Raw genomic sequence first — 17232 nt, 5'->3', positions numbered from 1 at the left:
TGGAAGCCATCCACAGTGGCGGCGATCCCCACGTGCGGGAGGTGCTGGCAGCACGGGTCCCACGCACGTTATGCGGACTGGTCGCTGGTGCCGCCCTGGCCAGTTCTGGGGCCGCAATCCAGACAGTCACCCGAAATCCCCTTGGGGATCCGGGGGTTCTGGGCCTGACAAGTGGTGCAGCAGCCGGAATCGTCACGGTGACGTCGTTGTCCGGGCTGGCTGGCCTCCAGCTCATCGGCGGAGCCTTCGCCGGAGCGGCGGTGGCTACGGTTGCAGTGATGGCGCTGAGCAGTTTCGGACGTGGCCCCGACGCCACCAGGTTGGTGCTCGCAGGGGCCGTGATGACAGCTATTGCCGTCGCGTACTCCCAGGCCGTGAGCCTGCGCCACCAGGCAGCCTTCGACGCGCTGCGCTTCTGGTCGGCGGGATCATTGGCAGTAGGCGGCTCTCCCGGCTGGTCCGTGGCGATTCTCGCCGTCGGATGCGCGGGCCTGTTTGCCCTGGGACGTGGCCTGGATGCCGTGGCGCTCGGCGACGAGGTGGCCGCCGGCCTCGGGCACCATCCCGCACTCGTGCGTGCCCTCACTCTCACCGCGGCGGCCCTGCTGGCCGCGGCAGCGACGGCGCTCACCGGCCCTATCGCCTTCATTGGTCTGGCTGCGCCGCATTTGGCGCGATGGCTCACCCCCGGCTCGACGCGTGCGCTCATTGGGGTGTGTTGTCTGCTCGGACCGACGCTCCTACTGCTGGCTGATGTATTGGGACGCCTGGTTCTGCGTCCTGCCGAGGTGCCTGTTGGAGTAGTGACCGCACTCTTGGGCGCACCGCTGCTGTTAGCGGTAGTCCGCCGGTCACGAGGTGTGCTGTGAGCGCTTCTTCCAACTCCCTCAGCGTGAATCATGAGCTTGCTGCCCGCCTCGCCCACCGCAGCCGTATTAGGCATCTCGTTGCAGTGATGCTCCTGGTAGTGGCTCTGTTGGTCTCGTGCGCTTGGACGCTGGCCATTGGCAGGCTCGGGATTCCCCTTGCGAGCCAACCGCAAGCTTTGGTTGAGCTGGTCACTGGCCGAGGCAGCCTCGCCCTGACGGTTCTGCGTGGACCGCGCCTTGCGGTGGCGGTGGGGGCAGGAGCGGCGCTTGGTCTGGCCGGAGCCTTATTTCAGCGAGCCACAGCGAATCCACTCGTCACCCCCGATGTCATCGGGATTACGACGGCTGCCGGAGCTGGGACGGCGGTGGCGAGTGCGCTCAACGCTCCGACCAGTCTCGGCGCCCTGGGTGGTGCCCTTGCGGCCGGCGTCATCCTCCCGTGGGTCACAACCACAGGCTTCCGCAATCCCGGCGCGGTGATCGTCGCGGGGATCGGTGTCGCAGCAGCCGCCACCGCGACGACGCAGTTCGTCTTGGTTTTCTCGCGCCAGTCCGAGGCCATGGCTCTTGCTGCTGCGCTCACGGGCTCGCTGACCGCGCGCACCTGGGGTGATGCACTTATCGTCTGGTCGGTGCTCGTCCCACTGGGTCTGGTGGCGCTGGGGCTTCGTATTGATCTCGATCTCATCAGCCTTGGCGACGATGTGGCCCATGGGCTCGGATCACGCCCGGCCCGGACGCGCACTATCGCGTTGTCGGTGGGAATCCTGTTGACCGTTGGTGCAGTAGCAGCGGCAGGCCCTCTCGCCTTCGTGGCGCTCACCGCACCTCATCTGGCTCGCGGGCTCACCGGGCTCCCAGCGATGGGGTCTGCGGCCCTGGTCGGCGCGACGACGGTGTGTTTGGCGGACCTTGCCGTCCAGCGTCTGGCGTTCTTGGACGGGCTTCCTGTGGGCATACTCACGGCCTTGATCGGTGGTCTGTTCCTCGGCGCTGTTCTCATCTCACAACTTCGGAGGGGCTTCTTATGACCAGCTCAGCGATCGAGATGAACGATCTCACCATTCGCTTCGGTGGCCTCACAGCCGTTGAACGCATCAGTGCCAGTGTGCCCAAGGGCAGCTTCAGCGTCATCACCGGCCCGAATGGATGCGGCAAGTCGACCTTGTTACGCGCTGTGGCCTATGTGCGACCAGCCGACGAGGGCAGCGTCGCAATGCTTGGCCAGGACGTTGCGCGCATGGGCCGTCGACAGCTGGCGCGTACCTGCAGTCTTCTGCCGCAAACCACTGTGACCCCACGGGGTCTTCGCGTGGAGGAGCTCGTGGCGCGTGGCCGCCACCCATACCACTCGTTCCTCAGTAGCAGTGCCCCCGGCGATGCTGAGATCATCAGCCGGGCGATGGAGCGCGCTGGGGTCACAGACCTCGTCGGTCGGCAGGTCACCGAACTCTCCGGTGGTCAGCGTCAACGCGTCTGGTTGGCGATGGTACTTGCCCAGGACACCCCGGTCATCCTGCTGGATGAGCCCACCACCTTCCTGGATCTCTCTGCCCAGTACCTGTTGCTCGATCTGTGCTCAGACCTGGTCGACGAAGGCCGTACGGTCGTGGCCGTTCTGCACGACCTTCCTCAGACAGCCGCCTATGCCGACCACGTGCTCATGCTGAAGCAGGGGAGGCTCGTCGCCGAGGGGCCGCCAGCCGAGGTGATCACCGCAGAGAATGTGGAGGACACCTACCGCATCAAGTGCCGCGTGGATCTAGATGATGCGCGCGGACCGGTGGTTCTTCCGCTTGCGCGGCAACATCGCCTGTGTACCTGACCGGCAGCTTGCTGACTGGCTGGTAGACCTACTTGAACAGTGACATGAGCGTCGTGAAGCTCACTGATGCTGCATCGTGCCTCACGACGTTCAACGGTTTCGGAGCTGGAACGATCCTTGGTGTTGGGCCTGACTTCTTCACCAACGGTTCCGCGTCGCATCGCTGCTCAGACGAAGGAAAGTGAGCGCTCCACGGATGCCAAGGTTCGAGAGATTGTGGCCCCGTCAGCGACGCGCTCGCACATCGGGCTGGCGCCGTTGCATGCGAGTTGATCGTTTGGCGGGGGTCGAGGAACTACTGGTTCCTGGACACTCAGATCGTGCTCGCGCAGTGGTTCCCTCGTGATCTTCTCGTCACGAATCTCGTCTCTGATGTGTTGACGTCTTCGAGATCTCTGGAGGATGCGACGATTCCCGTCGTCGGCCGCGAGGCACGGTGATGCACCCGGCGCCGACGCGGCGTCGATCCTCGGGCAGCTACTCGCCGTGCTGACCGCTCCGCGGCGCCGCGGGTGCGTCGTCGGATTCTTCGTGCTGGATGCGGGCGACGTGCAGCCGGGCGTGGGCGATGGCGTCGGGGGTGTTATCGAAAGCATGTTTTTCGTGCGCGAGCTGATCGAAGACGCCGAGTTCGCGTAGCACGGGAACGTGCTCGGGCTTCGTAGCGGAGAGCAAGACCCGGGTGCCTCCGCGCTCGAGGCGCCCGATCGTTTCCGCTAGCATCTGGGCGCCGGTGGCGTCGATCGTCGTGACGTAGCGCATGCGCAGCACGACGACCTTGACCCACGACACCTCAGCGAGCTCGAGTAGGAAGTCATGCGCCGCGCCGAAGAAGAGCGGGCCTTCGACGCGGAAGGCCGCGATGTGCTCGTCGAGAAGTTCGCGTTCCTCGTCGCGGTGGTCTCCCTTACGCAGTGGGGTGGCCTCGAACACCGCTGTCCGGGCGGTGTCGCGGAGTGCGAAGAAGCCTGCCACGACAAGGCCGATGAGCACGGCGACGACGAGGTCGAACACGACGGTGGCTACGGCCGTGATAAGCAAGGTGGCCCCGTCGCCTTTCGTGGCGCGGATCACCGAGGCGATGTTGCGCGGATGGATCATCTGGATCGCGGTGGCGATGAGCACGCCAGCGAGCGCGGCGAGGGGGATCTCGCCCACCCACCCGGCCGCGACGAGCACAGCGACGAGTAGGAGCAACGAGTGGAACACCGCTGCCAGACGCGAGCCGGCGCCTGCCCGCACGTTGACGGCAGTTCGGGCGATGGCGGCCGTCGCTGGAATCCCGCCGAACAAGGGAGCGACGACGTTGGCGATGCCCTGCCCGAACAGCTCGCGGTCGGGATCGTGTCGATTACCGACAGTCATCGCGTCGGCGACCGTCGCAGACAGCAGCGACTCCAACGCACCCAGGGCTGCGACGGCGACCGCAGCCAGCAGCAGTGAATCCAGGTGTGCCCAGGGGATCTGCGGTAAGCGCGGGGCGGGCAACGTCGACGGGATGTAGCCGATGGTCTTGAGCCCGGCACCTGCCAGCATGTTGGTGGCCGTCGCAATGGCCACCAACACCAACGCGGCGGGGAAGCCGCGACTCAGACGCGCGGTGGCCAAGATTCCGGCAGTCACCGCGAGGGTCATGACGGGAGCCTGCCACGACGGAGCGCCTAGCCAAGCGGTGATTGCACCCCACGCCAACTCGAGGACTATCTCGCCCTCCACCTCGACGCCGAGCGCTGCGGGCAGCTGCTGCAAGCCAATGATCACCGCGATGCCTGCCGTGAATCCCTCGACGACGGGCAATGGCATGTACTTCATCGCGCGCCCCGCACCCGTGACCGCCAACACGAGCAGCATGAGGCCTGCCAACACACCGACGACGAGCACCCCGTCGGTGCCATGAGTGGCCACGATGGGGATGAGCACGACGGTCATTGCGCCCGTCGGACCGCTCACCTGGACATTGCTGCCGCCGAACACTGCGGCCAGGATGCCCGCGACGATTGCCGTCGTGATTCCGGCCGCCGCGCCGACGCCGGACGCGACGCCGAAGCCGAGCGCGAGGGGGAGCGCGACGAGGGCGACCATGAGCCCTGCGGAGAGGTCGCGCCCGATGGTCGCGCGGGACCAATCAGACTTGCGCGGTACGAAACGTCGGGCGCGGAATCGGGTGCCCACCGTCCGGGTTGCGTGCGGGTGGGTCACAATACTTGCTCGCTCCTTCAGGGCCTCGACGACACCCAGAGGATACACAAGGCGATGTCCTGCGACGGCCGCATCGGTACTACTCATGCCGTGGTTGCAAAGCTGGCGCAATGCCTAGCTCGAAGGAGCCCGAACTCGTGAACGGTAGCTGAGCCCGTCGCTGACCATGGAGCCATGGAACTTTGGTCAGGAATGATGGCGGCCTCCTCACTGCGACAGGTGGGCAAGGCCTTGGATGCCGACGTCGAGCTCGGCGGGCGTTCGACGCCCTCGACGGGCGCCTATGTGCTGGCGGCGGTGAGCGGACTGTGCTTCGCGCTCGCCGGTCTTTTCTTCGTGCCGGTGCTCACGGCATTCTCCGACATGGCGTTCAAACCGGTCACGGAATGGAACACCGACATTACCCCCCCCGGCGGGATAATCGTCGGTGCACCCATGATCTTCCTTGGCTCCTCACTGGGGTTCGCGGCCCTGAGGCGATCGGGCAACATCGCCTGCGGCTTCTATCTCACGACGGCGACGGGGCTCGTCGGCGCGGGCTTGGGTGTGGCCGTTGGGGCAGTGCTGGGGCTTGGCGCGGACGGGCTGCTGAGCGACCTGTCGGCGCGGCTCCCTGCGCTCGTTGCTGCTCGGGGCGCTGTTCGCTGCGCTGGCGGCGTCAGCGATCGGCAAGGCGAAGCGTCGCGAGGCGGCGCGGGCTGCGCGCCAGCAGGCTGGACACGTCGCTGAGGGTCGGATCGCTGACCTCGCGTTCACCAACACTTGGATCATGGGACAGTCAGTGTTCGACGTGATCGTCGACTTCTCATGCCTCACCTGTCCGGTCAGGGCGCGCGGCACGCTCGCGACCCCCGCGATGGCTACCCCCTCGGTGGGTATGCCAGTTACAGTCACCTACAACCCCCACCAACCCACCGACGCAGAGTTCGCCCTCAACCCGGCAGTGAACCCGGTCTGGGCCCCAGGAATGCAGCAGGCGTGATCGTCGAAGCGCGGCACGCAATGATCGACGAGTCCGCCCCACGTTGAGCGGAACACAGTATAAGGGGAAAGACATGTTCGGACTGTTCGGCAAGCGTTCCGGCAAAGCCGTCCAAAGCACTCGCCCCGAGCCCACCTACGAAATGAGTGATAGCCCTGTCATTGGCTATGTGCTGTTGCGTGAGGCGGTCACCAGGGAGCAGATCATCGCGGTCATGAATGAGCGCATCGATGACGAAGAAGCCTTCGAATGGGACGAGGACGCAAGTGGCGGCGATACCGTGGGCTGCACGATCAACGGGCTCTGGGTGGCGATCTCATCGACGGACGCACCGTTTCCCGACGGCGAGGCGCAGGGTGCGCTCCACCCGGTGTTCGCCGGCGACGACCCCGAGGCCATCGCGAAGCACTGCGCATTCCTGCTCGTGGCGGGCATGCCCGGCCTCTCGAAGGGCGACAGCGACGACGAGGCCCCGCTCAGCCATCTCGACGCCGTGATCAACCACGTGCAGATCGTGCGCGGGCTGCTGCGCCTGGAGGAAGCCGTGGGCTACTACTCCGGTGACGTGGGAACCACGTACGGCAAGGAGCCCTACCTGGAGATCACCGAGGCCGAAGACCCGTTCGCTGCGGCCTTCCTGGCGCCTGTGTGGATCGGCCAGCGTGAAGACGGAGCTTGGAACGCCTCCTCGACCGGCCTGACGAAATTGGGCATCCCGGAGATCCAAGTGGTGGGGTCGACGTGCGATCCCGACGACCTGTTCTCCTACCTCATGGACATCGTCGGGTACCTGCTCGGTGGGGCACGGATCCGGGCTGGCGAGACACTCGGCCGTGACGAGCATGAGAAGATCACCACGTCGTGGCAGCCGAGCATCATCGACGAGGAAGAAACTGCCCTCCAGCTGGAAATGTGAATCTGACAAGCGAAGGAATTCCCATGCATGACATCGAACGCCTCATCGCCGTCGACGATCCGGCCTGGCCTTATCTCCAGCAGGCGCTGGCCGATTCCGACGCCTGGGAGGCCGGCCCCATCGACGGGCTGAAGCTCGTCGAGGTCTGAGCGGCGAGGTCGGTGCTAGCATTGCTGTCAGGAGGTGCCGATGAGTACCATCACCATTCGTCAACTCGACGAGCGCACTCACGCTCGGCTCCGTGGCCGTGCTGCCAAACACGGCCGGTCGGTCGAGGCTGAGGTGCGCGCAATTCTTGATGCCACTGTGAGTCTGCCTGAGGACAACTTCCTCCTCGGGCTGCACGCCAGCTTCGTGGAGGCTGGTGGTGTCGACCTCGTCATCCCCGAACGCACGGACCCGCCTCGAGTCGTGGACTTCGCATGATCGTCGCCGACACCAACATCGTCTCGGAGTTCATGAAGGGCTCCCCGGATCAAGCTGTTCTCAGGTGGGCCAGAACACTTGCACCGGATGAGATGACGATCACCGTCGTGACGGTGGAGGAGATCGAGCGTGGCTTGGCGCGCCTGCCGCTGGGGCGTCGACGCTCCGACTTGGAGAGCCGCTGGCTGGTTCTCCTAGACGCCTACGCTGATGGGGTGCTGCCGTACGACCTGCCCGCTGCCCGGGAGGCCGCCCGGATCGCCGCGGCCCGGTTTGACATCGGCTGCCCGATTTCGCTCGCGGATGCGCAAATCGCCGGCATCTCGGTCGCAGGGGCTGCGGTGCTCGCCACGCGCAACACTAAGGACTTCGAGCACATCGACGGCCTGCGACTCCTGAACCCGTTTGAGTGATGCTCGTCGACCGAGTCGACCCTCGTGTCAGTAGCCGACGTTGGGTGCGCTGAAGGGGATAATGACCGTCGGTAGCCGGAGCAACTCGCCCGGCGATACACGCCGAGAATCCACTACATCTTGAGGGTTGACGTGTCGCGTCGTCCCACATATTGTGTTACGCGCATGTGGTTCTCCGTGAGGAGATGAAAAGGGAATCCGGTGAGAAACCGGAGCTGCCCCGCAGCGGTGTACGAGAACGACCGCCGTCACACAGCACTGGGACGAACGTCCTGGGAAGCGACGGCCAGTAGGCGGCTCGTGAGCCCGAAGACCTGCCTCGTGTGGCCCCACGCCGTGGGGTCCGGTTCGCAGCGCACGAGGGATCGCGCTCGGTCGACGGGCGCTGCCTGTGCGCCCGCAGATTGCCGCACCCTCGTCGTCGGGCCATCCGCCGAAGTCCGAGGGAAGACGAATGCACAACACCATCCGCGTCACCAAGCGTGACGGCAGCCTTGCACCCTACGATGGCGCCGAAGTGGCCGCCTCGATCGCCGACGCCGCCCGCGGCCTCGACGATGAGACCGCCCGAGCGCTACAACTCCAGTCCGACGTCGAGATCACGCTGTTCGACGGCATCACCACCGAGCAGCTCGATGAGGCCGTCGTGCAGGTGACGCTGGGCAACGTCAAGGACGATCCGGTTTACGACCAGATCGCCGCCCGCCTGCTCGTCAAGCAGCTCTACAAGCAGGTCTTCGGCGACACTTCCGACCTCTTCGGCGACGGCTCGCCCGACACGATCCGGCTGCTGCACGTCGATCACTTTCCCCACTACGTCGAGCGCGGAGTCCGCGACGGCTATCTCGACACCCGCATGGGTGAGCTGTTCGACCTCGAGACGCTCGCGCGGGCGCTGAACCCGTCGCGAGACGACCTGCTGCGCTTCGTCGGAGTCCAGACGATGCGCAACCGCTACCTGCTCACCGACGGCCAGCGTCGCGTGATCGAGGTGCCGCAGTTTTTCTGGATGCGTGTGGCGATGGGTCTTTCCCTGGGCGAGCAGGATCCGACGGCGGTGGCGCTCGAGCTCTACGAAGCCATGAGCCGGCTGGAGTACCTGGCGGCCGGATCGACGCTCGTCGGTGCCGGCACCCCGGCCGCACAGCTCTCCAACTGCTTCGTCATGCAGATGGAGGACGACATCGAGCACATCGCGAAGTCGATCCGCGACGTCATGTGGATCACCAAGGGCACCGGCGGCATCGGTTTGTCCGTGACCAAGCTGCGTTCGGAGGGCTCGCCGATCCGCTCCAACAACACGACGTCGACGGGGCCGATCCCGTTCATGCACACCGTCGACTCGACGCTGCGCGCAATCTCGCGCGGCGGCAAGAAGTTCGGCGCGCTGTGCTTCTACATGGAGAATTGGCACGCTGACTTCGCGCAGTTCCTCGACCTGCGTCAGAACTCCGGCGACCCGTACCGCCGCACCCGCACTGCCGACACCGCGGTGTGGATCTCCGATGAGTTCATGCAGCGCGTGGCCCGTGACGACGACTGGTATCTGTTCGACCCGCTCGAGACGTCCGACCTCGTCGAGCTCACTGGACGCGCGTTCTCCGAGCGGTACGCCCAATACGTAGAGATGGCTGAGGCCGGCGAGCTGCGGATACACCGCAAGTTGAAGGCGCGTGAGCAGTGGAAAGCGATCCTCGTCGCGCTGCAGTCGACGTCGCATCCGTGGATCACATTCAAAGACACAATCAACACCCGCGCACTCAACGACAACACGGGCACGATTCATCTCTCCAATCTCTGCACCGAGATCTGCCTGCCGCAAGACCGCGACAACACCGCCGTCTGCAACCTCGCCTCCGTGAACCTCTCCCGACACCTCGATGGGGTCGGGGTCGAGGCCCGCTTCGACTGGGATCGTCTTGCGCGCACCGTCCGCACTGCTGTGCGCCAGCTCGACAACCTCGTCGACATCACCGCATCCGCTGTGCCGGAGGCAGAACACGCCAATCTCGCCAACCGTGCCGTCGGACTCGGGCTCATGGGGTTCACCGACATCTGCGAGCGACTCCGCATCGCCTACGATTCGCCCGCGGCCTGGGAGCTCATCGACGAAATCGTCGAGTTCATCTCATGGCACGCCATCGACGCGTCCTGCGACCTTGCCCGCGAGCGTGGGGCATACCCCAACTTCGCGGGCTCCGGCTGGTCGAAGGGGCTCGTGCCGTTCGACACACTCGAGCGGCTCGCCGCCGAGCGGGGGGAGGCCGTCGAGGTGGATCGCTCGTCGCGGCTCGACTGGGATCTGCTGCGCCGACGTGTGGCCGGAGGCATCCGCAACGCCACGCTCATGGCCGTTGCGCCCACCGCATCCATTGGGCTCGTCGCCGGCACCACGCCAGGGCTCGATCCCCAGTTCAGTCACATCTTCAGCCGCGCGACGTCGTCGGGGAAATTTCTCGAAGTCAACCGCAACCTCGTGCACGACCTCAAGGCGGCAGGCATCTGGGAGGGGGTACGCGACGAGCTGCTGCGCCATCAGGGAGACCTCGCGAAGGTCGAGGGCATCCCGTCGTGGATGACCGAGGTGTACAAGACGAGCTTCCAGCTCGATCCGACGGCGTACCTCCATGTCGCTGCGCGGGCTCAGAAGTGGATCGACCAGGCCATCAGCCGCAACATCTACCTCGCCGACCGCAACGTCCAGACCATGGTGGACCTCTACCAGCTCGCCTGGCGCATGGGCGTCAAAACCACCTACTACCTGCACATGCTGCCGCGCCACACCGCCGAGCAGTCCACCGTGAAGGTGAACAAGGCCGCCGCGACGAACAAGCGCGGCTTCGGTGCCCGCCGACCCACGACGCCCAGCCCTACCCCCGCGGAGGTGACGGGCGTCGTCGGGACGCGGGCGGCGAACCTGCAGGTGATCGGCGGCATCACGATCGACGTGGACCCGCAGGAAGCCCTCCAGTGCGACTCCTGCCAGTGAGCAACCAGAAAGGCAATGCGATGACTTCCATCCTCGGCACCGGCATTCAAGAAGGACTGCTGCTGAAGCCCGTCACCTACCAATGGGCGTACGACCTGTACGAGCAAGCGGTAGCCAACACATGGTTCCCCAACGAAATCCAGCTCGACGAGGACCTCGCCGACTTCCACCGGATGACCGACGACGAGCGGCACGCGCTCACCTACCTGATGAGCTACTTCAACCCCAACGAGCTGCTCGTCAACAAGGCCCTCGCGTTCGGCGTCTATCCGTACGTGGGTGCAGCCGAGTGTCACCTCTACCTCGCGAAACAGATGTGGGAGGAAGCCAACCATTGCATGGCGTTCGAGTACGTCCTCGAGACGTTCCCAATCGACCGTGACAAGGCCTATTCCTCGCATGTCGAGGTGCCGAGCATGGCGGCGAAGGAAGCGTTCGAGGTGAAGTACATCACCCGAATGACCTCTGACACGCTCGACATCTCCACCGTCGAGGGCAAACAGGACTTCGTCCGCAATCTCGTCGCGTACAACATCATTCTCGAGGGAATCTGGTTCTATTCCGGCTTCATGGTGGCCCTGTCCTTCCGGCAGCGGAACCTGCTGCGCAACTTCGGCTCCTTGATCGACTGGATCGTGCGCGACGAATCGCTCCATCTGCAATTCGGCATCAACCTGATCCTCACGGTGCTCGAGGAAAATCCGGAGGTGGCCACCGACGAGTTCGCCGCCGAGATCCGGCAGATGATCGTCGACGCGGTGGCGATGGAGGAAGCGTACAACCGCGACCTGCTGCCCACCGGCATCGTCGGCGTGAATGCGGATATCGTGAACGACTACGTCAAATACCTCACTGACCGGCGGTTGGAGGAGCTCGGCTTCGAGCCGGAGTTTGGTGTCGCGAACCCCGCGAAATGGATGGCGACGGCCAACGACACCCTGCAGCTCGTCAACTTCTTCGAGGCGACGAACACCTCCTACGAGGTCAACGCCCGGGCGGGTTCGTAGCGCCCTGACGACACTGCGGCCCCGCGTGAGTGGACGGAGATGCGCTCGCCGACGTGCTCCGTGCGTCTGCCCCCGTGTTGGCGAGCCTGAAGCCGTGGGGCCAGGGGTACCGCGCGGCGCTGGGGTAGGCGCCGGCCGAGTCACCAGAGGCCGGGGACGAGCGCCCGCCGCTCCTTCGGGTAGTCGGGGAACTTCTCGTGGTACCAGCGCTGGTTGGAGCGCGCGCAGGCGGAGGAGGACGCCGTCGCTGTGCCAGTTGAGGGCCATGCCCAGGGAGAAGATGCAGAGTCCGACGACGAACCTCGGGTCCGCGAACCACTCGGCCGGGCGGTTGAGCTCCATGAGGTCCGCGCCGAGGAAGGTGCCGTTGACGGTGTTGAAGATCGTCGAGAGCACGATGATGGTGAGCGGCATCGTCTTGCCGCGCGTGCGGGTGCGCCACGGGTAGATGAACGCGCGATTGACGTAGTGCAGCGTGAGCAGGCCGCCCATCACCCACGTCGGTCCCGACGGGACCCTGCTCGTCGCTCGGAGGGGCCGACGTGGTGCGGCTCGACCTGTCGTCGCTGGGCTCTGTGCGCGAGGTGGCCGAGCAGGTGGGCGAGGTGGACGTCGTGGTGAACAACGCCGGCGGATCCCCCGTGACGAGGACGGAGACCGAGGACGGCTTCAGTGGCACCTCGGGGTCAATGCGCTGGCGCCGTACCTGTTCACCGACCTCATCCTGGACCGCGTGCGGCGCCGGGTGGTCGTCGTCGCTTCGCTGGCGCACCGCTTCGGGCCGTTCGACTTCGACGACCCCTACTTCCGCCATCGCCGCTACCGGCGTATGCAGGCGTACGGGCAGTCCAAGCTGGCGGACCTGCTGTGGGCCGGTGCCCTGTCGCGGCGGCTCGAGGCGCGGGGGAGCGCCGTCGACGTGCAGTGCGCGCACCCCGGGTGGTCGTTCACGCGGGTGGGCAACCCGATGAGGACGCGCCTCGGGTCCGCGCTGTTGACGCCGCTGGCCACCCGGCTCGCCAACCCCGTCGAGCAGGGCGCGCTGCCCACGCTCTTCGCCGCCACGCAGGAGCTGCCCGCGTGCTCGTTCATCGGCCCCGACGGTCCCCTCCAGCTCCGTGGGCGGCCGACGATCGTCGGCCGGTCCCGGGACGCCGCAGACCCCGCGATCGCCCGGCGCTACTGGGACTTCGCCGCCGGCGAGACGGCCGGCGTCGGCGCCTGACGCCGCGCCGCCCCCGGGGGATTGAGTAGGCTTTCCGCGCCGCCCCCGATGATCGAGTAGGCCCGTAGGGCAGTATCGAAATCAGCCGACGGCGGAACCGGCGAGTCGAGATCCGGCGCCCTTCCCGGAATCCGCGCCCCGCGGCCTCGCTATCGTGGCGACATGGCCGACTCGGATCGCAGGCAGCAACTCCGTCAGCAGTACCTGAAGCTGGGCGTGGGCGAACTCGTCGCGGCCGCGCTGTTCTGTGTCCTTGCCATCACGACGGTGCAGCCGCGCCTCGAGCCCGGTGAGGCCCCGGCGCTCTGGGGCGGTCTGGCGCCGTTGGTCGTCGTGCTCCTGCAGGGCGGTGCGTACTGGCTGCTGGCCCGTTCGTGGGTCAAGGTGTCACCGATGCCGAGATCCCTTGCGGTGACCTTCTCCGCGTTGCGGGTCGCGAACGTGGCGCTGCTCCTCGCGGGTCTCGCGGCAGTCGCGCTGTGGTGGCCGGCCCGAGCGCACATCGGCGTGCTCGCCGTGATCGCTTGGCTGTTCGGCGTCGTCGAGTACGTAAACTACTACGTCGCCCGCCTCGCCTACCCCGTGACGCAGTGGCTCGCACGCGTCGGCGAGTGGCGCACCCCGCGCCTCGTCCAGGACCTGCGCTCGGCCCAGCGGGGAGGCGCTGGCGGAGCGTGAGGTCGCTGGTCACGGAGTCCCCCGATCGTCGAGTGGCCGCCGAAGGCTTCGCGCCCCCTGACCATTGAGCAGGCCGCGTAGCGGCCTTGTCGAAATGTGGTGCGAGGCGCAGGGACCCTCCCCCAGAAATGTTCACCAAACCGTAAGCGTGGCCCTCTTGTATCGCACACCTGAACGGGTAGTACTGACTGTGTAATCGAGTGATCGATGGGGGTGAGCTTGATGGTCTACGACGGTGCAGCGATGGCATTCGCGGCGATGGCGCATGCGACGGAGTCGATGCGTGCCGCGCAGGTGGCGGAGATCATCGCCTTGTTGGATGCCGCGGCCCGGTAAGGGTCTGACGAGGACCGGGGTCTGCCGGAGGCGCTGCGCACGAGTTGGCTCCGACCGGACACCGCGACCGCGCGGACTACAACCCGAGCAGCGACTTCGCGATCAGGAAGTAGATCACGAGCCCCGACGCATCCACGAGGGTGGTGATGAAGGGGTTGGCGAACACGGCCGGGTCGATGCCGAGCTTCTTCGCGATCAGCGGCATGCCTCCGCCGACGGTGGCGGCCAGCGTGCAGATGCTCAGCAGCGTGAGCCCGATCACACCACCGATGTCCCACCCGTAGACGAGGCCAGTCAGCACGAGGCCAAGCAGCCCCAACAGCAGCCCCAGCAGGGCACCGACGCGCACCTCTCGAAAGAGCACCTTCAGCACATCACGGGGCTCGACGTCACCCAACGCCAGGGCGCGGGTCACCGTCGTGGCGGCCTGGTTGCCGGTGTTGCCGCCGGTGCCGATCAGCAGCGGGATGAACACCGAGAGCACCACCATCTGGGACAACGTCGCCTCGAAACTCTCCAGCACCTGCACCGTGAGCGTCGCGCCGATCGCGAGCACCAGCAGCCACACGACGCGGGACTGCACAATCTCCAGCACGGGCGTGGCCAGGTAGGGCCGACGCAGCGGCTCAGAACCTGAGATACGCGCCTGGTCCTCTGAATCAGCCTCTTCAAGCACCTGAAGCGCGTCGTCAACGGTGAGTAGCCCTACCAGGCGTTGCTCGTGATCCACCACTGGCAACGCAAGATGCTTGCGGTCGGCACAGCGTCGGGCCGCCTTCTCCGCAGGCTCGGTGGCTACCGCGAAGTCTGCGTTCTGCATGATCGCGCCGAGCTGGGTGTCGGCTGACGCACGCATGAGGTCCCTCAGACTGAGGACGCCGGCGAGTGTGCGGTCGGGTTCCACGACAGGCAGCGTGTAGATCGACTCCGCATCGTCTAGATGGGCTTTCACCTGGTCCATCGCAGCCGCCACTGTCATGGCAGGCCTCAGCGTGATGAGCTCGGGGCTCATGCGACGCCCGATGGAGCCATCCGGGTAGCCGAGCACGATGCCGGTGAGTTCGCGCTCATCCGCGGGCAGGCTGGCGACAAGGCGGGCAGCGACGGATGCGGGCAGTTCATCGAGAAGCTCGGCGCGGTCGTCGGGATCCATATCGACGAATACCGACGTCACCTCGGGCGCACGGAGCCCCCGCAGCAGTTCGGCTTGCACGACGGGGTCGAGTAGGTCGAATACCTGAGCGGCTGTGTCTTTCGGGAGGGAGCGGTACAGCAGCGCTCGTTGCTCCTTGTTGAGGCGCGACATGAACGACTCGGCCTGCTCCGTGGAGCAGTGGGACAGCATGTGCGACAGTGTGGAGACGTCGTTGTCACGCAGCGCCGCATACAGCTTGCGTTCGCTGATCACCTCAAGCGTGGACAAGACTGCTCCTCTCGTACGAAAGTTCCAGACCTCGCTGAAGTATATTCAGCAGGCCACGGAACAACGCTCAGTGCTCATCCGCGCATGCCCCACAGCGCTGGGAAACGAGTGGCTGCCTGCGGGCGTCAGTGCTGCACCGGCCACTCGAGGCGCCGCAGTACCTCGTCGGCCTCCGCCTTGTTCCCTTTGCTGGCCAGCCACTGCGCGAACGACTCCCGCTGATCGCGGTACCACTTCGCCTGCTGCGCGTTGGCCGTCGATGGCGACTCTAGGTTGCGGGCCAGCTTGCGCGCTAGCTCTGCCGCCGCATGCGCATCGGCCCGGGCGCCGTGCGCGTCGTCGTCGGAAAGCTGCACGCCATAGTGCGCCGCGACGTCGACCAGCTGGCGCTTGCCCCGTCGGAAGCGGTCGACGGCCTTGTCAATAACGTATGGATCGAGGATGGGGCCACGGACCTCCAGCTGACCGAGCCCGTACCGCTCGCACTCCCTCGCCAGCAGCGTGAAGTCATAGGTGGCGTTGAAGGCACACAACACGGCGCCTGCTGCCCACACGTCGTACAGCGCGTCGCGGATCTGGGCGACGCCGGCGGCGTGATCGATGCCGGCGTCCGTGGCCTGTTCGGTGGTGATGCCGTGGATAGCGACGGCACTTGGTGGGATGGGCGCGGTGGGGCGCAGGATCCATTCCCGCGCCCCGACGCACGCCGTCACGATTTCTGCCGACGACGGGTCAGGCCCGCTCGTCTCGGTGTCGAATCCGACGAACTCCACGCCGTCCCAGCTCATTGTCACTCCTCGCACTTGCACCGAAGGCAGCCATCGCCCTGCACGTGAAACACTCTACGTGTCGGCACTGACGGGACTGACGGCTTCTCCGGGCGCACCTGCTCAGCCGAGGAACGCGAACCTGTTGGGATCGTTCGGGTCGACGGCCACCTTGTACACCGTTCCCGCGGCGTACTGCTCCTCAAAGCCTCGCGGCACGAGCTGGCGCATCGAAGCGACGTACGGCTCGCGCCCAGGCAAGCGGATCTCCGCCTCGAGCACCTTCCAGTCGTTGCCCGCCGGTGCTGGCTCGGAGGTGTCGTGGAGTGCGCGCATGGTGCACTCTCCCTGCAAACCGTTCTCCCGGATTCTGCGCAATTCCTGTCCGAAGGCGTTCGCCGTTGCGGCGTCCGCCATGGCGCCCTGCGGGTTGCGTAGCGACTCGCCGGCGGACTGGAACCCTGAGGAGAGGCCCTGCTTCAGGTTGTCCTTCGTGAATGCTTGCTTGAACTGGTCGAAGAGTCCCATGGTGTTCCTTTCCTGCGAAGCGGCTGGTCAGCCGCAGTTCACCTGGAGTTCGAAGGGCTTGAGCTCTGGCACCCCGGGGTTGGCAACATCGACGAACATGCCCTCGCCAGTGATCGTGTAGGACTTGCCGTCGGCCTTGACCGTGGCGCTACCTTGCCCTGCCTCAGGTGCGTAGGTGATGCCCTTGCCCTCGGCCGAGCCCATCGTCAAGGCCGTCACCTTGTCGTCCTTGATGACGACGGCGATGGCTTTCGCTTCCCCACTGGGGTTGGTGGGGCCGACCGCGATGTTCATGGCTCCGGCTGCATCCGTGCACACGACCTGGCTTTCGTCGACGGTGAACTCCTCGCCAGCGAGCGTCGCCGTGTAGCTTCCGCCGGTCGATACGTCGTCGACGTTGGTGGCGTTCTCCTCGTTCGCCTTGTCAGACTCGGCCTTGGCCTCTTCCTGCTTCTCGCTGGCGGGCGCGGCGGCGGACTCCTTGTCTGCGGGCTTCTCGGAACCGGCGTTGTCCTGGGCTCCGCAAGCGGTGAGGCTCATGGCGGCCAGTGCAGTGATGCTGAGGGTGAGGATGGTGCGTTTCATGGTTGCTCCTTTGTTGGATTGTTCCTTGTAATTCCAAGGTAAGGAGCGCTCCTGGCTACCGATC

At 65.8% G+C, this 17232-nt stretch carries 19 protein-coding genes, 2 pseudogenes and 1 riboswitch; of the genes and pseudogenes, 14 read left to right on the top strand and 7 right to left on the bottom strand.

Going from position 1 to position 17232, the window contains the following annotated elements:
• From Q0X68_RS09595 to Q0X68_RS09585, 3 genes are all read left to right on the top strand, one after another.
• Positions 1-869, top strand: an 869-nt coding sequence (locus Q0X68_RS09595) for an iron ABC transporter permease (protein WP_297750853.1), incomplete at its 5' end; no start/stop codon positions are given.
• Positions 866-1900: an iron chelate uptake ABC transporter family permease subunit gene (locus Q0X68_RS09590; protein WP_297750851.1), complete on the top strand. Its 1035-nt coding sequence runs from the start codon at positions 866-868 to the stop codon at positions 1898-1900. The genes Q0X68_RS09595 and Q0X68_RS09590, both read left to right, overlap by 4 nt.
• Entirely contained in the window at positions 1897-2694 is a 798-nt protein-coding gene (locus tag Q0X68_RS09585; protein WP_297750848.1) for an ABC transporter ATP-binding protein, read from the top strand. Before Q0X68_RS09590 ends, Q0X68_RS09585 begins: the two co-directional genes overlap by 4 nt.
• 477 nt (positions 2695-3171) lie before the next feature.
• Here the strand turns inward: Q0X68_RS09585 and Q0X68_RS09580 are convergent, their stop codons facing one another.
• On the bottom strand, positions 3172-4980 hold the full coding sequence (locus Q0X68_RS09580) for a SulP family inorganic anion transporter (RefSeq protein WP_297750845.1): 1809 nt from the start codon (positions 4978-4980) through the stop codon (positions 3172-3174).
• Positions 4981-5067: 87 nt separating this feature from the next.
• On the opposite strand from Q0X68_RS09580, the gene Q0X68_RS09575 reads away from it, so the two are divergent.
• The 8 genes from Q0X68_RS09575 to Q0X68_RS09540 all read left to right on the top strand — a co-directional run bounded on the left by Q0X68_RS09575 (position 5068) and on the right by Q0X68_RS09540 (position 11626).
• Positions 5068-5622 (top strand): hypothetical protein, encoded by a 555-nt coding sequence (locus Q0X68_RS09575; protein ID WP_297750842.1) that lies wholly within the window; start codon positions 5068-5070, stop codon positions 5620-5622.
• A 40-nt stretch (positions 5623-5662) separates the two neighbouring features.
• Positions 5663-5875 carry a hypothetical protein gene (locus Q0X68_RS09570; protein WP_297750839.1) on the top strand — a complete coding sequence of 71 codons (213 nt, stop codon included), beginning with the start codon at positions 5663-5665 and terminating at the stop codon, positions 5873-5875.
• A 73-nt stretch (positions 5876-5948) separates the two neighbouring features.
• Positions 5949-6791, top strand: coding sequence for a DUF4261 domain-containing protein (locus Q0X68_RS09565; protein ID WP_297750836.1), 843 nt, complete (start codon positions 5949-5951; stop codon positions 6789-6791).
• Between the two features lie 23 nt (positions 6792-6814).
• On the top strand, positions 6815-6940 hold the full coding sequence (locus tag Q0X68_RS09560) for a hypothetical protein (protein ID WP_297750833.1): 126 nt from the start codon (positions 6815-6817) through the stop codon (positions 6938-6940).
• 40 nt (positions 6941-6980) lie between these two features.
• Positions 6981-7217, top strand: a complete 237-nt coding sequence (locus tag Q0X68_RS09555) for a FitA-like ribbon-helix-helix domain-containing protein (protein ID WP_297750830.1) — start codon at positions 6981-6983, stop codon at positions 7215-7217.
• A complete protein-coding gene (locus Q0X68_RS09550; RefSeq protein ID WP_297750827.1) occupies positions 7214-7630 on the top strand; it encodes a PIN domain-containing protein in 417 nt (138 codons plus the stop codon). The genes Q0X68_RS09555 and Q0X68_RS09550 overlap by 4 nt, the downstream gene beginning before the upstream one ends.
• Positions 7631-7781: 151 nt before the next feature.
• A riboswitch (cobalamin riboswitch) is annotated at positions 7782-7967 on the top strand.
• A gap of 117 nt (positions 7968-8084) precedes the next feature.
• Positions 8085-10619, top strand: a complete 2535-nt coding sequence (locus Q0X68_RS09545) for a ribonucleoside-diphosphate reductase subunit alpha (protein WP_297750825.1) — start codon at positions 8085-8087, stop codon at positions 10617-10619.
• Positions 10620-10639: 20 nt separating this feature from the next.
• Positions 10640-11626 (top strand): ribonucleotide-diphosphate reductase subunit beta, encoded by a 987-nt coding sequence (locus Q0X68_RS09540; RefSeq protein ID WP_297750822.1) that lies wholly within the window; start codon positions 10640-10642, stop codon positions 11624-11626.
• Positions 11627-11766: 140 nt separating this feature from the next.
• Here Q0X68_RS09540 and Q0X68_RS13150 read toward each other — a convergent pair.
• A pseudogene (locus tag Q0X68_RS13150) lies at positions 11767-11847 on the bottom strand (hypothetical protein); the annotation flags it as partial.
• Positions 11848-11919: 72 nt separating this feature from the next.
• Positions 11920-12010, bottom strand: a pseudogene (locus Q0X68_RS13145) (hypothetical protein); the annotation flags it as partial.
• 91 nt (positions 12011-12101) lie between these two features.
• Between Q0X68_RS13145 and Q0X68_RS09535 the strand changes: the two are divergent.
• The 3 genes from Q0X68_RS09535 (at position 12102) to Q0X68_RS09525 (ending at position 13865) form a co-directional block, all read left to right on the top strand.
• Positions 12102-12851, top strand: a complete 750-nt coding sequence (locus Q0X68_RS09535) for a hypothetical protein (protein ID WP_297750819.1) — start codon at positions 12102-12104, stop codon at positions 12849-12851.
• Between the two features lie 162 nt (positions 12852-13013).
• Entirely contained in the window at positions 13014-13529 is a 516-nt protein-coding gene (locus Q0X68_RS09530; protein ID WP_297750816.1) for a hypothetical protein, read from the top strand.
• A 207-nt stretch (positions 13530-13736) separates the two neighbouring features.
• Entirely contained in the window at positions 13737-13865 is a 129-nt protein-coding gene (locus Q0X68_RS09525; protein ID WP_297750813.1) for a hypothetical protein, read from the top strand.
• Between the two features lie 76 nt (positions 13866-13941).
• On the opposite strand, the gene mgtE is transcribed toward Q0X68_RS09525, so the two are convergent.
• The 4 genes from mgtE to Q0X68_RS09505 all read right to left on the bottom strand — a co-directional run bounded on the left by mgtE (position 13942) and on the right by Q0X68_RS09505 (position 17168).
• A complete protein-coding gene (gene mgtE / locus Q0X68_RS09520) occupies positions 13942-15288 on the bottom strand; it encodes a magnesium transporter (RefSeq protein ID WP_297750810.1) in 1347 nt (448 codons plus the stop codon).
• A 125-nt stretch (positions 15289-15413) separates the two neighbouring features.
• Complete coding sequence (locus Q0X68_RS09515) at positions 15414-16076, bottom strand: exonuclease domain-containing protein (RefSeq protein ID WP_297750807.1); 663 nt, start codon at positions 16074-16076, stop codon at positions 15414-15416.
• Positions 16077-16178: 102 nt separating this feature from the next.
• Positions 16179-16583, bottom strand: coding sequence for a hypothetical protein (locus Q0X68_RS09510; protein ID WP_297750804.1), 405 nt, complete (start codon positions 16581-16583; stop codon positions 16179-16181).
• Positions 16584-16610: 27 nt separating this feature from the next.
• A complete protein-coding gene (locus Q0X68_RS09505; RefSeq protein ID WP_297750802.1) occupies positions 16611-17168 on the bottom strand; it encodes a lipoprotein LpqH in 558 nt (185 codons plus the stop codon).
• Positions 17169-17232 lie beyond the last annotated feature (64 nt).

Source organism: uncultured Tessaracoccus sp., from assembly GCF_947286155.1.
Taxonomy (GTDB): Bacteria; Actinomycetota; Actinomycetes; order Propionibacteriales; family Propionibacteriaceae; genus Arachnia.
The sequence above is the reverse complement of the archived record's forward strand: the minus strand, read 5'-3'. Positions and strand labels throughout refer to the sequence as shown.